We start from the raw sequence: 18,769 nt of genomic DNA on the forward strand, positions 1-18,769 counted from the left end.
TGTTCTGGTCTAATCCCATCGGACACTTAATTTTGAGACAGTATGGTCAATAAATTAAGAGGTCTATATGAGTCTGAAGAAATCACATAAGAGTTATCCCCAGGCATTTAAAGATGAAGCTGTCTTGATGGTGCTAGAACAAGGTTATAGCGTTGCCGATGCGGCAAAGTCTCTTGGAGTTAGCACGAGCCTGCTTTACAACTGGAAGGAAAAACACCAAGCCCTGAAACAAGGTGTCACCTTAGAAGAGTCTGAGCGTGATGAGCTAAAACGATTACGTAAAGAAAACAAAGAATTACGAATGGAGAAAGAAATTCTAAAAAAGGCCAGCGCCTTCTTTGCGAAAGAAATGAAGTAAAATTTCGTTTCATCAAACGGCAATCCAACCTGTTTCCCGTAGCACTGTTATGTCGAGTAATGAGTGTAAGTAAATCAGGCTATTACGATTGGCATAAACGCCCTGCAAACGTGATAAGCCTTGAAACACTGAAGCTTTATCGCCTTGTTCGACAGTTATTTAAACAAAGTCGAGGCAGCTTAGGGAATCGTGAAATGGTGAAAAAATTGCGCAAGGAAGGCTACCAGGTTGGTCGCTATCTCGTTCGTAAAATTATGCACCGCCTTCGACTCAAAGCAACCCAGCGACGTGCTTTTTCGCCTTTTATCTTTGGCTGACAGAGATACTCAAAGGTTAATAGGATTACGCACTGTCATGGAAGTGACCGTTGACGGCATGGATGCCGTCGTCGAGCCTATAGGGACATATTCACGGCGTGTCACTGGAATGACAGTGCTTAATCGTTGAAACAGAATGATGAACACCCTCTCTATGAGTCATTAATACAGCCTTGTATTTGTTCAATTCCTACCCTAAAAACAAAGTTCTGTTACCGAAAAGCTGGATTCCCGCCCACAAGCATTGCGTGAATGACAGTGCTTAATTAATGTCGTCATTACAGCACAAGCACAAACCAAGGTGCGGCAACTTGTCATTCGTCTTGTGGCTCTTGTCTTGAGGATCAAGCGCGCAGGCGGGTTTTCTTCTGTTATAATGCCTCCTCGATTTTTTGGAGGCGAGAATGGACGTATCTTCTTTACTAGACGGCCTGAATGATAAGCAGCGCGAGGCTGTCGCGGCACCGCAATCTAGCATGTTAGTGTTGGCGGGCGCGGGCAGTGGTAAAACTCGGGTGTTGACCCACCGCATTGCGTGGCTGATGCAGGTTGAACAGCAGAGTCCTTACTCGATTCTTGCGGTGACGTTTACCAATAAAGCTGCGGCTGAGATGCGCGAGCGAGTCGAAAAAGTCGCTGGCACCAATATGGGCCGCATGTGGATTGGCACTTTCCACGGCTTAGCGCATCGCTTGTTACGCACTCACTTCCAAGATGCGGGTTTACCGCAAAGCTTCCAAATCCTCGATTCTGACGATCAAGTGCGTTTGATCAAACGTATTCTTAAAAGCTTGAATCTGGATGAGAAACAATATCCTCCACGCCAAGCTCAGGGTTATATCAATGGTAAAAAAGACCAAGGATTACGCCCTAAGCATATCGATGCGGGCGGTTTTCCGCTTGAGCAAAATCTGCTAAAAATCTATCAGGTTTACCAAGAGTCTTGCGACCGCGCGGGTTTAGTCGATTTTGCCGAAATCCTATTACGCGCCCATGAGTTATGGCTCAATAAGCCGCATTTGTTGACCCATTATCAAGATAGATTTAAGCATATTTTGGTGGACGAGTTCCAAGATACCAACGCGATTCAATATGCGTGGATCCGCGTGCTTGCCGGTCAAACTGCCAATGTGATGATAGTCGGTGATGACGACCAATCGATTTACGGCTGGCGCGGCGCTCAGGTTGAAAACCTACATAGATTCTTAAAAGATTTCCCGACGGCGACCACGATTCGCCTCGAACAAAACTATCGCTCTAAGGGCAATATTCTTAAAGCTTCCAATGCCTTAATCGCCAATAACCCTGAACGTATGGGCAAAGAGTTGTGGACGGATGAAGCCGATGGCGATCCGATTTCGCTCTATTGCGCCTTTAATGAAATGGACGAGGCGCGCTTTATTGTCGGCCGGATTAATGATTGGCACGAAAAGGGCGGCAACCTCAGTGATTGTGCGATTTTATATCGTTCTAACGCTCAATCGCGGGTATTGGAAGAAGCCTTATTACACAAAGGCTTAGCTTATCGAATCTACGGCGGTTTACGCTTCTTCGAACGCCAAGAAATTAAAGATGCCATGGGTTACCTGCGGCTGATTAATAACAAAGACGACGATGCGGCGTTTGAGCGCGTGGTGAATACACCGCCCCGTGGCATTGGCGATCGTACTTTAGATATTTTGCGCTCCACGGCGCGCCAGCATGAGTTAACCCTGTGGCAGGCGAGTGTGCGTTTGCTCGACGAGAAAGTGCTTGCGGGCCGCGCAGCAAATTCTGTGCGTGGTTTCATGGACTTAATCATGACGATGCGTGAAGACACCCAAGATATGGTGCTGTATCGCATGGCCGATACTGTGATCCAAGCGTCGGGCCTTAAGGCCATGTATGAAGCCGAAAAGGGCGAAAAAGCCCACGCTAGAATCGAAAACTTAGAAGAACTCGTCACAGCGGCACGTACTTTTGAGCTACCAGAAGAGCTGGAGGACATGGGCGAACTTAACGGTTTCCTCTCCCACGCGGCGCTCGAAGCGGGCGAAGGTCAAGCCGATGCCTTTACCGATGCAGTGCAACTGATGACACTGCACTCGGCCAAGGGGCTGGAGTTTACTATGGTGTTTATGGCGGGCGTCGAGGAGGGGATTTTCCCGAGTAAAATGGCGCTCGAAGAGGGCGATAGACTCGATGAGGAACGCCGCCTCTGTTACGTGGGCATGACCCGCGCGATGGAAAAACTCTATATCACCTATGCCGAATCGCGCCGTATTTATGGCCGTGAAGATTACGCCCGTCCGTCACGTTTTATCAAAGAAATCCCGCCGCAATATGTGGACGAGATCCGCTTAAAGGCGCAGGTGTCGACACCGATGGCCAATAATCGCTTTAGTACCCAAAAGTCGGCGGTGGCCAACGATACCGGCTTTAGCGTCGGCCAAAGAGTGCATCATCCTAAATTTGGTGACGGCAAAGTGACTAACTTTGAAGGCAGCGGTGCCCAAGGGCGAGTTCAAGTGAGCTTTACTGACTTTGGCAGCAAGTGGTTAGTGGTCGCTTACGCTCGTTTAGAAGCACTGTGATGACTGCCATCATCGCGATAAATGTCAGCTTTTTGTGACACGTTTTTAGGGCGCAAATTCGCATCGGGAGAAGCATGGGTATATGATGCTAAGCCTGAAAACGAGTGGAAACTTGAGGGTATTGGGAGTACCTAGTTAATGAATTTAAAGCAAAAGTGGGATGTGTATTCCCGTCTTACTCGAATCGACCGCCCCATAGGTACGCTATTATTGCTGTGGCCATGTTTGATGGCGCTAATGTTAGCTGCGGGTGGTATGCCGGATCTTAAGGTCTTGGTTATCTTTATTATTGGCGTAGTGATCATGCGTGCCTGTGGCTGCATTATTAACGACTATGCCGATCGCGATCTCGATTCTTTTGTGGAACGCACTCGATCACGCCCACTGGCCAGTGGTGAAATCAGCACCAAAGAAGCGCTGATACTGTTCGTTATTTTAGGTTTATCCGCTTTTGGTTTAGTCTTATTACTCAATGGATTAGTGGTTAAATTATCCGTTGTCGGTATTATCCTCACGATTATTTATCCCTTCACTAAACGCATCACCAACATGCCGCAGATGTTTTTAGGCATAGTGTGGAGTTGGTCTATCCCTATGGCTTACGCCGCGCAAACGGGTGAAGTGCCGATGGAGGCTTGGTGGTTATTTGCGGCTAATTGGTGTTGGACTGTCGCCTACGACACCATGTACGCCATGGTCGATAGGGACGATGATCTCAAAGTAGGTATTAAATCCACTGCGATTTTGTTCGGTAAATATGATCGCCAAATCATAGGGTTATTTCAGCTTGCCGCCTTGGCTTGCTTTATCGCCGCAGGTTGGAGCGCCGACCGTGGTTTACTGTATGGTTTAGGCATACTGACTTTTGTTGGCTTTAGCACGTACCAACAAATGCTCATCTTTGGTCGCGAGCGAGCCCCTTGTTTTAAAGCCTTTCTCAATAATAACTGGGCAGGTTTAGCCTTATTTGTTGGGCTGGGTGCGGACTATTTGATTTAAGGGGGGATTGATCCGTTAGTTTGAACATCGACTTTGCTTTTTGGCCTCTCGCTCTGAGAGGCCTTCATATAGACTCCAATCTCTATCCCCCTGAATACGTAGGTTTACATTTTAAGTCCGATAATTGACTAGAGCTTACTGGTTTTTGCTGCCTTGTTTAGCCTATAGTGCTGAGTCCTAAGTGTTAAGTTTATATTGGCATCTATTACTAACATCATGCTTAAGTAACAAGGAGTCGTTATGTTTATTCCGCTAGGATTTGCACGGGTTAGCCCGTATATGATTATCAACAATGCCGATAGTTTAGTGGCCTTTATGCAAAAAGCCTTTGATGCTAAAGCGCTACATATTTCCCATCGATTGGATGGCAAAATAGCCAATGCGCAGATGCAAATCGGCGACTGCCTATTTATGTTAAGCGAGGCGAGTGAAGCGTTTCCGCCAATGCCTGCATCCTACTATTTGTATGTGGAAGATGCCGATAAATCGGTGGCTCAGGCGCTCGCGGCTGCGGGCGAGTTAATCATGGATGTGGCGGATAAACCCTATGGCGATCGTCAAGGTGGAGTGCGTGATCCCGTGGGTAATTTATGGTGGATATCCCAGCGTTTAGCCGCAGGGCCATATCAGGATTGACCGTCAAGTGATAACCAGTCAAAGGAGGTGAGGTATGCCGTGCCAGTTAACCCGATTATTTGGAATCGAATTACCAATTATTCAAGCGCCGATGGCGGGTGTGCAGGGCAGTGCTTTAACGATAGCCGTGTCGCAAGCGGGTGGGCTTGGCTCCTTGCCCTGTGCCATGTTATCCCTCGAAGCCTTAGGTGCCGCCCTGACACAGATCCGTGCCCAAACGACTAAGCCCATCAATGTAAACTTCTTTTGTCATTACGAGCCCGAACCGCAAGCGGCGAAACAAGCCATGTGGCTCAAGCAACTCGCGCCTTATTTTGCAGAGTTGGGTGTCCATACTGATAGCCAGACTGCGGGTGCACAACGCGCACCTTACACGAGTGCTCAGGCTGAAGTGTTAGCCAAATTCAAACCTGAGGTGGTGAGTTTTCACTTTGGTTTACCTAATGAAGATTTGCTGCTGGAGATAAAGTCTTGGGGATCTAAGATCATCTCGACGGCGACCACAGTGGAAGAAGCGCTCTGGTTAGAAGCGCGTGGCGTAGATGCCATTATTGCGCAGGGTTTAGAAGCGGGCGGCCATAGGGGACATTTTTTATCCGATGATTTAACCGAGCAGCTCGGCACTTTTAGTTTATTGCCTCAAATCATCGCCGCCGTGGATATTCCTGTTATTGCAGCGGGTGGCATAGTCGATGCCAAAACCGTGCGTGCCGCTATGGCGATGGGCGCTTCGGCGGTGCAAGTGGGGACGGCCTATTTACTTTGTCCTGAATGCACCACCAGTGATATTCACCGTGCCGCCCTGCAAAGTGAGGCGGCGCAACATACGGCTCTGACTAACTTATTTTCCGGTCGCCCCGCCCGTGGCATAGTGAACCGTTTTATGGCCGAGATGGGGCCGATAAATGAGGCTGTGCCAGATTTCCCCTTGGCATCCTCGGCAGTTGCAGGCTTAAGAGCTGCGGCCGAGCGACAAGGGTTTGGTGATTTTAGTCCGCTCTGGTGCGGCCAAAATGCAACCGGCTGTCAGGCGATTCCCGCCGCAGAGCTCACCAAGCAATTGGTGTTAGGCTTGATAGTTTAAAATATTGTATTGATAGACTATTAATACTGATTTTTCTGCTCACTAAGGCTTGCATTTTTCATGGCTGCAAATCACTGGCCCCATAGTGCGGATGCGAGTGGTCTATCAATTTAAGGAAAACACTATGTTGTTGCGTCAAATCATTGTTATGTGCCTTGCCGTCGTGAGTTTTGCTACGTTTGCGGGCGACAAAGCCTATCAAAATATTGCACTTAAAACCTATCTCGAACAGCAGCAAGTGACCTTAGGCAGTGTTGCGGGTGACAAGCCGATATACCTAAAGTTTTGGGCAACTTGGTGTCAGCCCTGTATGGAACAAATGCCGCATTTTGAAGCCCTGCAGAAGAAGTATCAGGACAAGATTAATATCGTCGCACTGAACATCAATATTAATGAAGAGCAGCCTAAGATCGCTGACGTTATCGCGCGTTTCGGGCTCACTATGCCAGTGTGGTTGGATAATGAAGGTGAGTTGGGTGTGGCTTTAGGCTTGGTCGGCACGCCCTATAGTGTATTGATCAATCGTGCGGGTGATGTGGTTTACACTAGCCACGAGTCAGACGCTAATTTAGATAAGTTTATTGATATGTTGGCGAATGGCCAAGAGTTGACCGCGCAGACAACTGAAGCGCCCAGTGCCGCGCAAACGGCTAAGTTACTCAAGCCTTGGGAACAAGGTGAGCATCTACTCTTTTTCACTGCAACCTGGTGCGATTGGTACTTGGCCGAGAGCCGCCCAGAAATGTCGAAAGAGTGTATTGCCGTGCAAAAAAGCTTAAATAATCTCGCGCAAAAAGTGCCGAATAAAGCGTGGCACGGTGTGGTCAATCACCTGTGGACAGACGATAAAGCGCTCGAAGATTTTAAGCAGCTTTATCAGACTAAAATTGATTTTAGTATCGATGAGTTAGGCGTGTTATTTAATCATTTTAAAATCCGTAATATCCCGACGTTACTGTGGGTTAAGGACGGAAAAGTCATTCAGCGCATTACCGATTTTAGCCAGCCAGAGCAACTCGTTAAGCAGCTTTCGGCTCAATAAGCTCATTCCAACTGTTAGGCTTTTGATAGAATGCCGAGTGTTTTCCATCTTATCGTTGGATTGTATTGTGGGGAGTGTTAGCACTATGACGCCGATTTTCAGTAATGCCGCGATTGGGCGTAGTTTGTTGATTTTGCTCTTATGCGCTGGTGTATTCTTTTTTATCGACTTTTTAGTGCCAGCCTTAGCCGCCTTGATTGTGTGTTTTTCGAGTTGGCCTCTTTATCAAAAACTATTGGCAAAATGCGGTGGTCGTTCGGCGTTGGCGGCAACTATTGCCCTGTGCTGTATTGTGCTCGGGCTGATTATCCCGCTGGTGTTTGTATTTTCCTATGCGTTACAAGAAATTAGAACTTGGGTTGATTGGTTGGTGTTTACTAACCAACATGGTTCGCCCGTGCCCTTGTGGATCAAAGATTTACCTTGGATGGGTGAGTGGTTAACCCTGCAATGGCAGCAATTTATCGGTGAACCCCACGAGCTAGGTAAAATCATCAGTGCCATCAGTGGTCAGAACCTGAGTGGCATTTCCCGCTGGGTACTGCAATTGGGCTGGAATACTTTAGGGTTGTTATTGACCTTGCTCTTTATGCTTATTACGTTGTTTTTCCTCTATAAAGATGGCGAGCAAGTGGCCAAACAGCTGGATATTGTCGGCGAGCGAGTATTGCCCGCCCGCTGGCATAGCTTCTCCCGTGTGGTGCCTGCTACGGTCAGTTCGACTGTGATTGGCATGACGCTTATTGCGATCGGTGAGGGCATAGTGCTGGGGATCGCCTATTGGATAGCGGGTGTGCCTTCGGCCGTGGCTTTTGGGGTGTTAACCGCCTTTATGGCCTTGGTTCCCGGCGGCGCGCCAACCATGTTTACCTTGATTTCACTCTATCTTGTCGGCACTGGCGATATGACGGCGGGCGTCGGCTTATTCCTTTGGGGCAGCATAGAGCTGTTTATTGTCGATAAAACCTTAAGGCCTAATCTTGTCGGTGGGCCGATTAAATTGCCTTTCTTACCGACTTTTTTCGGTCTGATCGGCGGCGTGAAAACCATGGGCTTTGTGGGTCTGTTTGTCGGCCCCGTGTTGATGGCGCTGTTAGTTGCTATCTGACGTGAGTGGTTAAGGGAAGAACCTGAAATAATACAAAGTGATAAACAGGCGGGAGCTAAAAGTTAAGGTTTAGTCTGCCCTAAGGCATTTTTGCGCTCATCGGTGTAAAACCACCAAGGTTTAGCATCTTCGCCCGCCATAAAACGGGTGATGGAGATAAACACATCGATCATGCATGGGTCGTGTGTTTTTCCGGTCAAACGATTGAGTGCTTGATACAGGTCGTAGGGATTTTGCCCCAGCAGTTGCTCAGGTTTATCTATGCCGAGCAAACGTAAATCCGCCGCACAGGCTTTGCCAATATTCGGCAAATCAGTTAATTGCTTCACCTCGGCACGCACTACTTTCGCAGGATTCATTTTTATCCCTTGGGGTGTAGTCATACTTGATAGATTAGCCTATTGGCCCACAGTTAACCGCGTTAGCCTGTTAAGATATTTCGCCTTCCTTGGCAAAATCTGTATTGCACTTCTAACGCTTTATTAAGGTTATAGTTTTTCTATATCAACATTTAAGCTATTAAGATGTTCAAGCAAAGCTGGATTGACATTATTATCCACTTTTCCGCCTAAGTACTTACCAAAGAAACGTTCAGTCGCAATTATCGAGGCGAGCTTGTTCGCACGTTTGATAAATCCATGACCTTCATCTTTGGCGAGTAAGTATTCAACGGGTAACGATTTTTGGTACATCTTTTTCGCAATATTATCTGATTCAACTTGAGTCACTCGCGGATCATTCGCTCCTTGGATAAGCATCAGCGGTGCTTTTATGTTATCGACAAAATTAATTGGGGAGCGGTTCTCCATATCTTGTTTTTGTTCAGGAATTAACGGGTCTCCCACTGATTCAAACCATTGACCTAAATAGGGGCGCCAGTAATCGGGGAAAGACGCCATTAGCGTGACTAAGCTTGACGGCCCCACATAGGCGATCACAGCTTGGTAAAGATCTGGGGTAAAAGTCGCGCCGGATAAAGCCGCATAACCACCGTAAGATGCGCCAAAGATCCCCAAGCGATTTTTATCCGCAATCCCTTGTTCGACCAAGTAATTTGCACCATCAGTCAGGTCATCTTGCATACTGCCAGTGCCCCAATTGTTATTGCCTAAGTTGAGGAAGTGTTTGCCAAATCCTGTCGATGCGCGAAAGTTTGGCTGTAACACGGCATAACCACGGTTGGCATAGAACTGAGCAATCGCATGGAAGTAACCCGAGTCTAATGCCCAGTAGTCCCGAGCCCAAGGGCCGCCATGGGGCAGAATGATGGTGGGTAAATTGCGCTGGTTTCCCTTTGGTAATGTCAAATAAGCCTGAATTTTTACACCATCCCTTGCGGTATAGACTAGGGATTGTCTGGGTGATAGCAGTTCTGGTTGTATGCTTGGAGGAATATCTGCGAGTAAGTGGATATCACCATTAATGGCATTGTATTGGTAATCTAAGCTCGATGCCCTATCGCTCGCGACGTTGATCTGCCAGAGATTATTTTTCTCGTTACGTTCGGTAATGGTTATTTCAACATCTTGATTAAAATGCCTATTGATCACATCCCAGTGCTGAGCAAACTCAGTATCAAGTGGATAGGTTCTTAAGCGACCGCCGTAATAGGAAATGGCTAAAGGTTCACCAGCATCGTTAAACAATACCTGATAAACATCCGCTTCATCGTTAGGATCTTTATGTAAGGTTTCATATTTTCCCGTCATAAGATCAACTTTGAGCAGCTGTTGTTTATCCCGCTCACCGATGTTGGCACTGATATAGGCGAGTTTTTTCGCATCGTTTACTTTTAAGATATCAATGCTTTCCCCCTTAGCAGTGTGGATTATTTTACGCCAAGTGCCATCAATGAGTGTGTAGAGGCTATAGCTGTTATCTAGATTAGTGCTACTGCCAATAACGGGATGCCCTTGCTTATTAAACTTCATTTGCACCAAGTTTAAGTGGTTTTCAAAAATAGGCGTTAGCTTGCCATCATGGGTGTTGAGCCAATAGATATCCATCCGACTCGATTCATCGTGGTTCGCCATCACAACCAGCTGCTCAGGGTTATCCTTAGGCTGTTCCATGACGCTGTATTTCACCTTGTCATTGTGCGTCAGTTGCTGCTCTTTTGGCTCTATTTTGCCTTGGGGAGTTTCAAAGCTGAGTTTAAAAATTTGGGTGTTTTCATTTCCCCCTTTATCTTTCATAAAAAAGAGTTCGTTACTGTTTGATGACCATTCAAATTCTTTAATAGGTTCAATGGACTGCGTTAAGAGTGTCGCACTTGCAAGATCGCTTTTATCCGCCATTACATAAATATTGCTCGCACCTTGGTATTCCTTTGTGAAGGCTAACCATTTACCGTCGGCGGACATTTTTAAATGGCGAATATTTTGCTCATTGAAAAAATCTTCGATGGGAATGAGCGGCACTTGGGCTTGCTGGCTGTTAAGCCTATCCGTATTGGCTTTTTGCTCAGTGGTTGAGGTTGAACAGCTTGCGAGTAGCATAGCGGCAATAGCAGCACTGCATAACTGGCTTGTGAAGGAGGATAATCGCATTGTTGTAACCTTGAGTTGTTAGAAGTGACATCATGTTAATACGAAAATTAATTATCGTAAAACAATAAAAATATATTTCTTTGCAATATATTTTACTGAACGAGTATACTAGCCAAGGTTAAAGAGCACTGGGATTGGATTAAATTTAGGATTGAGTGATGAATAAAAACATAGAAAAGTTAATAAAAATCAGTGCATTTTTCCGGTGGGTGATTTTGTTGGCCGCTACGATTGTGGTGGTGTATCTGGGTTATAGCTACTTAGTCCATGATGAGATACGTTTTGGATCGAATAATGGATTGTTCCAAGCGCTATGGGTATCGCCTGACGCGAGTCAAACCCTGTTGCTGTTAATGTTAAGTCCATTGTTTATCACGTTTTTACTGGGTGTTTATTGGCTGCAAAAATTATTAGTCTACTATCAAGACGGCTTGTTTTTTAGCGACGAAAGTATGCATTGTTATCTGTGGTTGGTTTGGCTTAAGGTTGCCGCCTTAGTGATAGAGATACTGCAAACCTTAGGCGTAGGTTACTATCACAAGTCGCTTTTTGAGGATACCCGTATCGACTTGGCGCTCGATTTTGGCAATATCACCACGATTTTATTGATGTTGCTGATTGTTTATTTGCTTAAAGCTGCCCGAGATTTTGAGGCAGAAAACAAAGAGTTTGTGTAATTTTGGACATTATCGTTAATTTAGACGTCATGATGGCGATACGGAAGGTGAGTTCTAAGGAGCTTGCCAAAGCGGTTGGCATTACCGAAGCGAATTTATCCCTGCTAAAACGTGGCAAGGTGAAAGGGGTGCGTTTTGAAACACTGGCGAGTATTTGTGAGTACCTGTCGTGCCAGCCTGGGGATATTTTAGAATATCGTAAGAGTGATACATCGGACTGAGTTCTGCCGTTTTAGCCTTGTTCAACACATCCTAGGACGCACTTAGTTAAGTGCTATCCTAGGCTTGCCGTGGTTAGGCTTTAACCAGTGTAGTCAGATCCGCTGGGCGATAGTAAACCGACTTTAATACCTTACCTTGGCGAACCACTTTACCTGCCATTTCCACATCTTTAGCGCATTTCGCTATGATGAAATCACCTTGCTGACTACCGACAATTTCAACACCTTGCTCGGCATAAAAAGCAATTGTTTCAGCAAGTTCCTGCTCATTACGGCACACTTTGCTCATGTTACTCGAATGCACTTCGTCCCAGCAGGCGATAAAGTCAATTTCACGGTTTTTAGCCACACACAGCAGTAAGTCAATCAGGTAGCTGATTTCGAGTCTGTCGGTCATGGCCTGTGCGCCTAAATGCACTAAACGCCCCATTAACACATACACAGAATCGACGATGGCATCGGCTTGCTCGATACGGCTATCGGCTTCTGCTAGCTCAGTTAACTCTTCAATAATCAGTGAAGTATGTAAAGTGTCGGCCTTGTCATCCAAAGAATCAACATCATTAACGGGTAAGTCGAAGGTGTTACGAAACTCACTGATATCTCGATATAAGTGGTCATAAATAGGTTGAGTTAAGCTGGTGAGTTTCATCTGGATAGCCTTGGGATCAATAAACAATAAGTAGTTGGCGGCAATTTTAAAGAAATGCGCCGCAGAATACAAAGTTCAGGCTGCCTCGGTAGACTGGCTCAAAATGTTTGCATTAACTTTTTATCATAAAAAGTGGCTTTGTTTTACTTCTTCATTCAGTGCCAGTTACACTGCAAAACCTAATCATCACAAGATAAATACAATAATAAAAGAAAGAGGAGTCATTCATGTCGGACCGTCTAATTCCCGTGCTGTTACTGTCTACTTCAGTACTGACGGGGCTCACTGCTTGCAGTGATAACACCACAGAAAACACAGTTAAAACCAGCGAAAGCGCGCCTAAAAGCCAAGACGTAGCTGCTCAAATGCCAGTAGGTATTAATGTCGCGGCTATGACACCAACGGTAAAACCAGGGGATGATTTTTATACCTACGCCAATGGCGAGTGGATGAAAACGACGATGATCCCTGCCGATCGCTCCAGCACTGGCGCTTTCCTTGTTGCCTTTGAAGAAACTGAAAAGCATAAAACCAGTTTGATTGCCGATCTGGTAAAAGCGCAGCATGTGGCGGGTAGCGACGAAGCGCGTATCGCCGATTTCTACAAGGCTTATACAGATACTGCCGCCATTGATGCCGCAGGAATGAAACCTGCCGAGGCGGATATCGCCCGTTATGAGGCTATTGCGAGCAAGCAAGATTTATCCGCAGCATTAGGTGAAAACCTGCGCGCCGATGTTGACCCTCTCAACGCAACTGATTTCCATACCGAAAACCTGTTTGGGATCTTCGTAACCCAAGGTTTAGCCACGCCGGGCGAAGTTTTGCCTTACTTTTTGCAGGGCGGTTTAGGCTTACCTGAGCGCGAATATTACCTGTCTGCCGATCCTAAAATGGCCGACATTCGCACTGCTTACCGTGCTTACATTGAAACCTTGCTCAAAGATGCGGGCGTGAGCGATGCCGCTGCCCGTGCCGATCGTATTTTCGCCCTTGAGAGCAAGATCGCTGCCGCCCACGCTAGCCGTGAAGATAGCGAAGATTTCGCTAAGTCTTCGGGCGTGTGGAGCCGTGCTGACTTTGATGCTAAAGCACCGGGTATCGACTGGACTGCTTTCCTCGCGGCAGCGCAACTGGGCAATCAGCCCAAATTTGCAGCCTACCATGCGACGGCAATTACAGGACTTTCTGCGCTGGTGGCCTCTGAGCCTTTAGAAGCTTGGAAAGATTGGCTCGTGTTCCACCAGATCAACAGCCACGCCGATGTGTTGCCATCGACTATAGACAACGCTTCGTTTGCCTTTAATGGCACTAAACTTTCTGGCACGCCAGAGCAGCGTAGCCGTGATAAACGTGCCTTAGCGGCACTTGATCAATACTTAGGTGATGCCGTAGGTCATGCCTATGCCGAGCAATATTTCCCTGCTTCGGCCAAGGCTGAAGTCAGCACTATGGTAGATAACATAGTGGCGGCTTTTGGTCAGCGAGTGGAAAAACTCGATTGGATGGACCCTTCCACTAAGAAAGAAGCCCTAGCAAAAGTGGCAACTATGGCGGTGGGCGTGGGTTATCCCGACAAATGGCGCAATTACGACAGCTATGCTGTGACGGCGACCAATGCCTACGCGAATGCCATCAATGGTGAAAAAGTAGAGTACAGCCATCAGCTAGCCAAGATTGGCAAACCAATGGATAAAGGCGAGTGGTGGATGACACCGCAAGTGGTGAATGCGGTGAACTTGCCGGTGCAAAATGCGCTTAACTTCCCTGCGGGTATTTTACAGCCACCATTCTTCGATGCTAAAGCCGATGCGGCGTACAACTATGGTGCGATTGGTGCTGTGATTGGCCATGAAATCAGCCATAGCTTTGATAACAATGGTGCGGCATTCGACTCGACTGGCGCTATGCGTAACTGGTGGACGCCAGCTGACTTTGCCCAGTTTGCCAAACAAGGCGAGGCACTGGCGAAACAGTTTGATACCTATGCACCATTCCCTGATTTACACGTGAATGGCAAGCTGACCTTAGGTGAAAACATTGCCGACGTGGCGGGTTTAGCCGCGGCACTCGATGCGTACCATGCCTCGCTTAACGGTAAAGAAGCCCCTGTGATTGAAGGCTTTACGGGCGATCAACGCTTCTTTATCGGCTTTGCGCAAACTTGGGCCACTAAGATGCGTGACGAAGCGCTGCGGGCTCGCGTCGCTACCGATGGCCATGCACCCGGCATGTACCGCGCGCTGACAGTGCGTAACTTAGACGCTTGGTACACAGCGTTCGATGTTAAACCTGGCGACAAGCTGTATTTAGCGCCAGAGGATCGCGTTAAGATCTGGTAAGTTTACTGGCTTGATTTCAAAGTAAGGGGAACGCTAGCGTTCCCCTTTTTCATTAACGATTTTGCAGACGGTTATAGTCCAGCCAACCGCTTTCTATCGGATGATTATCGAAAAAGATCTGATTGAGTTTGTCACTAAAGGCCCAAAATGCGGGATCGCTACGGCGCACAGCCGCAATATCGAGCAGTGCCTCATAGTCTTTTTCAGTTTGCATTTGCTCTACTGCCGCCACGATTTTAGGCAAATCCTGTTCTTTCACCAGCCAAAAGGCTTCTGGGTAACTGCCCAATAAACCATTCACTAAGGTGACATCATCCTTTGCGGGTTCGCGGTTGCTGGCCTCATTAAACAGGCTCGAAATATTCCGATGGGCACTATTGCGAACTAAGGTAAAGACCTCAGCTTTGCCCGCTTTTTCGGGCTCGACCATGATCATAGTTAACTCAGGCAACAGGGTCGCTTGGGTGCCTTTTAATCGACCTAAAGCTTGCAACAGTGCCTTGCTGTTGGCTTGCAAGTGACTGTTTTCTATTTGATATCGAGTCGGCTGAACCTTAGCGACTTTCTGCCCGAGTTTTTGATACAGTTCGCCCTTGAGGTCATCGCTATAGTAGAGCACGCCCGTTGGCTGATTAAAGGTGTTGATATCCCCCGCGATAAACGCCGTGAGCTGAGTGCCAGCCCCTTGATACCAATCACCAAACTGTTTGCGCCTTTCCTCCTGCGGTAACAAGGTTAGGAAATTTGATTCCCCTTCCATGCGTAAAAAATCCATGTATAAGCGAGTTAAAAGCTGGTGGCCGTAGTTACCATACACATCGAAACCTGCGACTAGCAAATAGTGGATACGCTCCAGTAAGGCGTAATCGATAATCCAAGCGGTTTTGGGCGGCTCGCCGACTAAGCCTTTGACCACAGTGGCATTATCAAAGTGGCGAAACACTGTCAGGCTAGCATTATCATTGTTGTCGTCGCCATCCCAGAGCCCGTCTATGGTGAGGTGTTGGCCGTTTTTAAACTTCTCGTTTAAGAACTGATTACGCGCCCGCATATACTTGCCTTGCTTGGTGGCATATTTCACCCAAGTTACGGCGAGTGCAGTGCTTTCTTCCTCCGCAGGCATTCTTAGGTTTTCAATCTGGGACTGATAGAAGGTCCTAAAATCCGTGTCGTCCATATAATCTGGGGTAACAAAGTACACCCAGAATCTGTCGTTAATCACATTGAGCGCCACCTGACCACGGCACACTGGGCCTTTGATAAAGCCCATAATGGTGTCTTGGGCGCGGGTCAGCATAAAGCGATAGCGCGCACCAGCAGGAATTTGAATAAAGGCTTCGAAGGGATTGGCCGCAATGCTCGGCTGGTAGCTCGGCAGCTGAGTCACTGAGTAATCTGCATCGATAAACCATTGCTGCCAGTCGTGCAGCAAGCCGGTATTCAAGGCGTAGGTGATATGAGTTTTATCGACTATGGTCGCCCGATAAGGTCGAAAACGGTAATAGACACGTTCCACCTTAGGATCGTCGAAGGGACGACGGGAGGCGATAATATCCAGTGCTTGCCCCGGCGGCGTCCTCGAACGCACTAACTCGAAAAACAGAGGCTGGGCGTTCGGCTGATTTAAAGATTCAAAATATAAGTGAAAGGCAAACAAATGCTCGTAGATGTAGCGTGCGCTTAATTGGCTTTTTAAGCTGTCGCCGTTTAAGAATTGCTCCCAATGGGTGATTTCCGTTATAAATTCAGGGGCTAGCGATGGCGCGAACGGCAATGGCGCACCTTGTTCGAGCCAATGCATCAACACTTGATGTTCATTCGCATTCAACGCTGGTAAGCCATAGGGCATACCGGCAAACGGTTGGCTTTGCTCGTATTTGTCCATTTCCTCTAGGCTGGCGCATTGCTGAACTCTGTCGAGACTGAAATCAAAACGCTTATCTAAAATCTTGTCTTCGGGCAGGGGATGCATTTGCTTAAGCGTGAGCATTCTGGCCAATACTGAGGCTTGGGTATTGGCTTCTGGGGTTTGATTGCGCTCGTTCAACATGGGGTAAAACCCGCGTTGACGCCAAGTTTCTGGGGTAAATGCATCGACAAATAAGCGATTAGGTGTGGCGGCAACTAAGCGTGTGCCTTGGTAAACTTTTTCCTTACTCGCCCCGCGTTCTATACCTTCGCTTGAGGTCATTTTGAGCTGGCAGGGAGCATCGTAGCAGGCATGGCATACCACGCAGCGGCTATTGAGGATTGGCTCAACTTCTTTGTGCACAAATTCGGCCTGTTGAACAAATTGGTCGTTAAGCTGTGCATTCTCTACGCGTTTTTGCGGTGAGCTAGTGCCAAACAGAGCATTGAAATCGATTTGCGCTACGCTGGCACAACCCGTCGCTAACAGCACTGTGGCCAATAACAGCCTCTTCCATACTCTTTTTATCGCGTCCATTCACCACTCCTTTATTTGCCACCCAGCAGAGTTAGCCATTTAGCCCACTGATCAGCATCACTTTAACAGAAGAGTATATTGGACCTAAAATTTGCAGCCTGATTTTATCCTAGCTCTCGCTTAACTTATGCCGCAGAGTTTTGGCGACATCCAAGGAACTTAGGTAAGATAGCGACCGTAAAAGTATGCCAGTGATGGCTGTGTTAATCGCTCAAGTCATGGTTGTGGTAATACCCATGTGGCAATCACAATGTGGCAATAACAAAAGGATCAAGTATGACCGCTGATAACCGCTATTTTTACGAACCGAGCAAAGGACATGGCCTTGCACACGATCCTTTAAATGCGATTGTGGGTCCTCGACCGATCGGCTGGATTTCATCACGCAATGCCAAGGGGCAACGCAATCTCGCCCCTTACAGCTTTTTTAATTGTTTCAATTACAAACCGCCCATCATCGGCTTTGCAAGCACAGGTTGGAAAGACAGTGTCGCCAATATTGTCGAGACAGGCGAATTTGTGTGGAACCTCACCACTCGCAGCCTTGCCGAGAAAATGAATCAAACCTCCGCCATGCTGCCACGCGGTCAAGATGAGTTTAGCTTTGCCGGACTCACGGCTAAAGCAGGCACCATTGTTAAGGCAGACTTAGTGGCTGAAAGCCCAGTGAATTTTGAATGTAAGTTGTCCCAATGTATCCAGTTAACCGCCGCCAATGGCGACAAGATTGATACTTGGTTAGTGTTAGGAGAAGTGGTGGCCGTGCATATCGCCAAGCATTTACTCAATGCCGAGGGGATTTATCAAACCGCCCTCGCCGAGCCCGTATTACGTGCCGGCGGCCCATCGGCTTATTATGGGATCTCCGAAGCGTTACGTTTCGATTTGCATAGACCACAAGTGTAGCGGCTGCTCAGGCGCCGCAGGGCAGTGGGTGTTCAAACTTCGTTTGAGTTTTGGGCATTAGTTTAACTTTTAACTTTTTAAATCAAAATCTAAGTCAAAGTCGTGGGGCTTCACCCCTGATTTTTTAATAAAGAGTCGACCAAGGAGGACTGCTCGTCCTATCAAAAACGTCCATGTTAAACTGCCAGCTCGATATCCCTATCTCGCGCTCAAAACGGCCGCTGGCCTTCGCCCTTGGATGCTCCATGACGCCCCTAGCGAAGTTACATGCATTGATTAGTGGCTTCGTGCTTATTCGAAAATAGCTAACGCTTCCGATGGGGCGTCCCTTCCCCCCGAAAGCTACGCAGACGTCCTGTCTGCGTCACGCTATTTTCTTCAACGCCCTTCAGCAACTTCGCAGTGGAAGGTTAACTTTTGATGCTTTAGTGTTAGCTGTTAATCGCAAAAGATTTTTTGCCTGTCCCATCTCTCATTATTTTATCTACCGTGCCAAAATGCTTCTCAGCATTTTTAGTTTCGCTTTTTCTGGATGAAAAATGTTGATAGCACGCAAAGGTTGATGCTAACTTACTGGTATAATTTAATTATTTATTAGGGTCTGTTGATCTTTGCTGTACAAATGTTGTTCAGCAATACATCGGCAGCCACATTAACATAAACGCCAGTGACACCATACTGGCGTAATTTCTTGCTAGCTTGTCATATCTTGTTGATATTGCTCGATAGTGCTTAATTCTTCCAAAAGCATTCTCCACTAAATGTCGATACCGATATAAGCACCAATCGACTCTTTCTTGAGGTGTATTCTTATAGCGGCGCCTTGGAATAACAGATTTCCCGCCTTTATTTGCGATAA

At 47.2% G+C, this 18,769-nt stretch carries 15 protein-coding genes and 1 pseudogene; 11 read left to right on the forward strand and 5 right to left on the reverse strand.

Features of this window, described 5'->3' with window-relative positions; translation table 11 throughout:
• Positions 1 to 67: 67 nt before the first annotated feature.
• From K5Q99_RS18395 to K5Q99_RS18425, 7 genes and pseudogenes are all read left to right on the forward strand, one after another.
• A pseudogene (locus tag K5Q99_RS18395) lies at positions 68 to 654 on the forward strand (transposase); the annotation flags it as partial.
• Positions 655 to 1,079: 425 nt separating this feature from the next.
• The gene (gene uvrD / locus K5Q99_RS18400) at positions 1,080 to 3,248 is read left to right on the forward strand and encodes a DNA helicase II (protein ID WP_220777703.1); all 2,169 of its coding nucleotides are present in this window, start codon (positions 1,080 to 1,082) and stop codon (positions 3,246 to 3,248) included.
• Between the two features lie 138 nt (positions 3,249 to 3,386).
• Positions 3,387 to 4,247 carry a 4-hydroxybenzoate octaprenyltransferase gene (ubiA, locus tag K5Q99_RS18405; protein ID WP_006084316.1) on the forward strand — a complete coding sequence of 287 codons (861 nt, stop codon included), beginning with the start codon at positions 3,387 to 3,389 and terminating at the stop codon, positions 4,245 to 4,247.
• A gap of 240 nt (positions 4,248 to 4,487) precedes the next feature.
• Complete coding sequence (locus tag K5Q99_RS18410) at positions 4,488 to 4,883, forward strand: VOC family protein (RefSeq protein ID WP_220777704.1); 396 nt, start codon at positions 4,488 to 4,490, stop codon at positions 4,881 to 4,883.
• Positions 4,884 to 4,917: 34 nt separating this feature from the next.
• On the forward strand, positions 4,918 to 5,967 hold the full coding sequence (locus K5Q99_RS18415; protein ID WP_220777705.1) for an NAD(P)H-dependent flavin oxidoreductase: 1,050 nt from the start codon (positions 4,918 to 4,920) through the stop codon (positions 5,965 to 5,967).
• Positions 5,968 to 6,091: 124 nt separating this feature from the next.
• Positions 6,092 to 7,009 (forward strand): TlpA family protein disulfide reductase, encoded by a 918-nt coding sequence (locus K5Q99_RS18420; protein ID WP_220777706.1) that lies wholly within the window; start codon positions 6,092 to 6,094, stop codon positions 7,007 to 7,009.
• Positions 7,010 to 7,094: 85 nt separating this feature from the next.
• Positions 7,095 to 8,117 (forward strand): AI-2E family transporter, encoded by a 1,023-nt coding sequence (locus tag K5Q99_RS18425; protein ID WP_220777715.1) that lies wholly within the window; start codon positions 7,095 to 7,097, stop codon positions 8,115 to 8,117.
• A 62-nt stretch (positions 8,118 to 8,179) separates the two neighbouring features.
• Here K5Q99_RS18425 and K5Q99_RS18430 read toward each other — a convergent pair whose 3' ends face one another.
• A complete protein-coding gene (locus K5Q99_RS18430) occupies positions 8,180 to 8,476 on the reverse strand; it encodes a helix-hairpin-helix domain-containing protein (protein ID WP_220777707.1) in 297 nt (98 codons plus the stop codon).
• Between the two features lie 129 nt (positions 8,477 to 8,605).
• The gene (locus K5Q99_RS18435) at positions 8,606 to 10,666 is read right to left on the reverse strand and encodes a S9 family peptidase (protein WP_220777708.1); all 2,061 of its coding nucleotides are present in this window, start codon (positions 10,664 to 10,666) and stop codon (positions 8,606 to 8,608) included.
• A gap of 158 nt (positions 10,667 to 10,824) precedes the next feature.
• Here K5Q99_RS18435 and K5Q99_RS18440 point away from each other — a divergent pair, with 158 nt between their 5' ends.
• Both K5Q99_RS18440 and K5Q99_RS18445 read left to right on the forward strand, forming a co-directional pair.
• Complete coding sequence (locus K5Q99_RS18440; RefSeq protein WP_220777709.1) at positions 10,825 to 11,343, forward strand: DUF2975 domain-containing protein; 519 nt, start codon at positions 10,825 to 10,827, stop codon at positions 11,341 to 11,343.
• A 2-nt stretch (positions 11,344 to 11,345) separates the two neighbouring features.
• On the forward strand, positions 11,346 to 11,564 hold the full coding sequence (locus K5Q99_RS18445; RefSeq protein WP_063883682.1) for a helix-turn-helix domain-containing protein: 219 nt from the start codon (positions 11,346 to 11,348) through the stop codon (positions 11,562 to 11,564).
• A gap of 73 nt (positions 11,565 to 11,637) precedes the next feature.
• Here the strand turns inward: K5Q99_RS18445 and K5Q99_RS18450 are convergent, their stop codons facing one another.
• Positions 11,638 to 12,216, reverse strand: a complete 579-nt coding sequence (locus K5Q99_RS18450) for a nucleoside triphosphate pyrophosphohydrolase family protein (RefSeq protein WP_220777710.1) — start codon at positions 12,214 to 12,216, stop codon at positions 11,638 to 11,640.
• Positions 12,217 to 12,443: 227 nt separating this feature from the next.
• On the opposite strand from K5Q99_RS18450, the gene K5Q99_RS18455 reads away from it, so the two are divergent.
• A complete protein-coding gene (locus K5Q99_RS18455; protein ID WP_220777711.1) occupies positions 12,444 to 14,558 on the forward strand; it encodes a M13 family metallopeptidase in 2,115 nt (704 codons plus the stop codon).
• Between the two features lie 52 nt (positions 14,559 to 14,610).
• Here K5Q99_RS18455 and K5Q99_RS18460 read toward each other — a convergent pair whose 3' ends face one another.
• On the reverse strand, positions 14,611 to 17,004 hold the full coding sequence (locus tag K5Q99_RS18460; protein ID WP_220777712.1) for a fatty acid cis/trans isomerase: 2,394 nt from the start codon (positions 17,002 to 17,004) through the stop codon (positions 14,611 to 14,613).
• 276 nt (positions 17,005 to 17,280) lie between these two features.
• On the opposite strand from K5Q99_RS18460, the gene K5Q99_RS18465 reads away from it, so the two are divergent.
• Positions 17,281 to 17,910: a flavin reductase family protein gene (locus tag K5Q99_RS18465; RefSeq protein WP_220777713.1), complete on the forward strand. Its 630-nt coding sequence runs from the start codon at positions 17,281 to 17,283 to the stop codon at positions 17,908 to 17,910.
• Positions 17,911 to 18,539: 629 nt separating this feature from the next.
• Here K5Q99_RS18465 and K5Q99_RS18470 read toward each other — a convergent pair.
• On the reverse strand, positions 18,540 to 18,769 hold a 230-nt coding region (locus K5Q99_RS18470), incomplete at its 5' end, for a transposase (protein WP_220777714.1).

Origin of the sequence: Shewanella hafniensis, assembly GCF_019655335.1 — a bacterium.
GTDB classification, from domain to species: Bacteria; Pseudomonadota; Gammaproteobacteria; order Enterobacterales; family Shewanellaceae; genus Shewanella; species Shewanella hafniensis.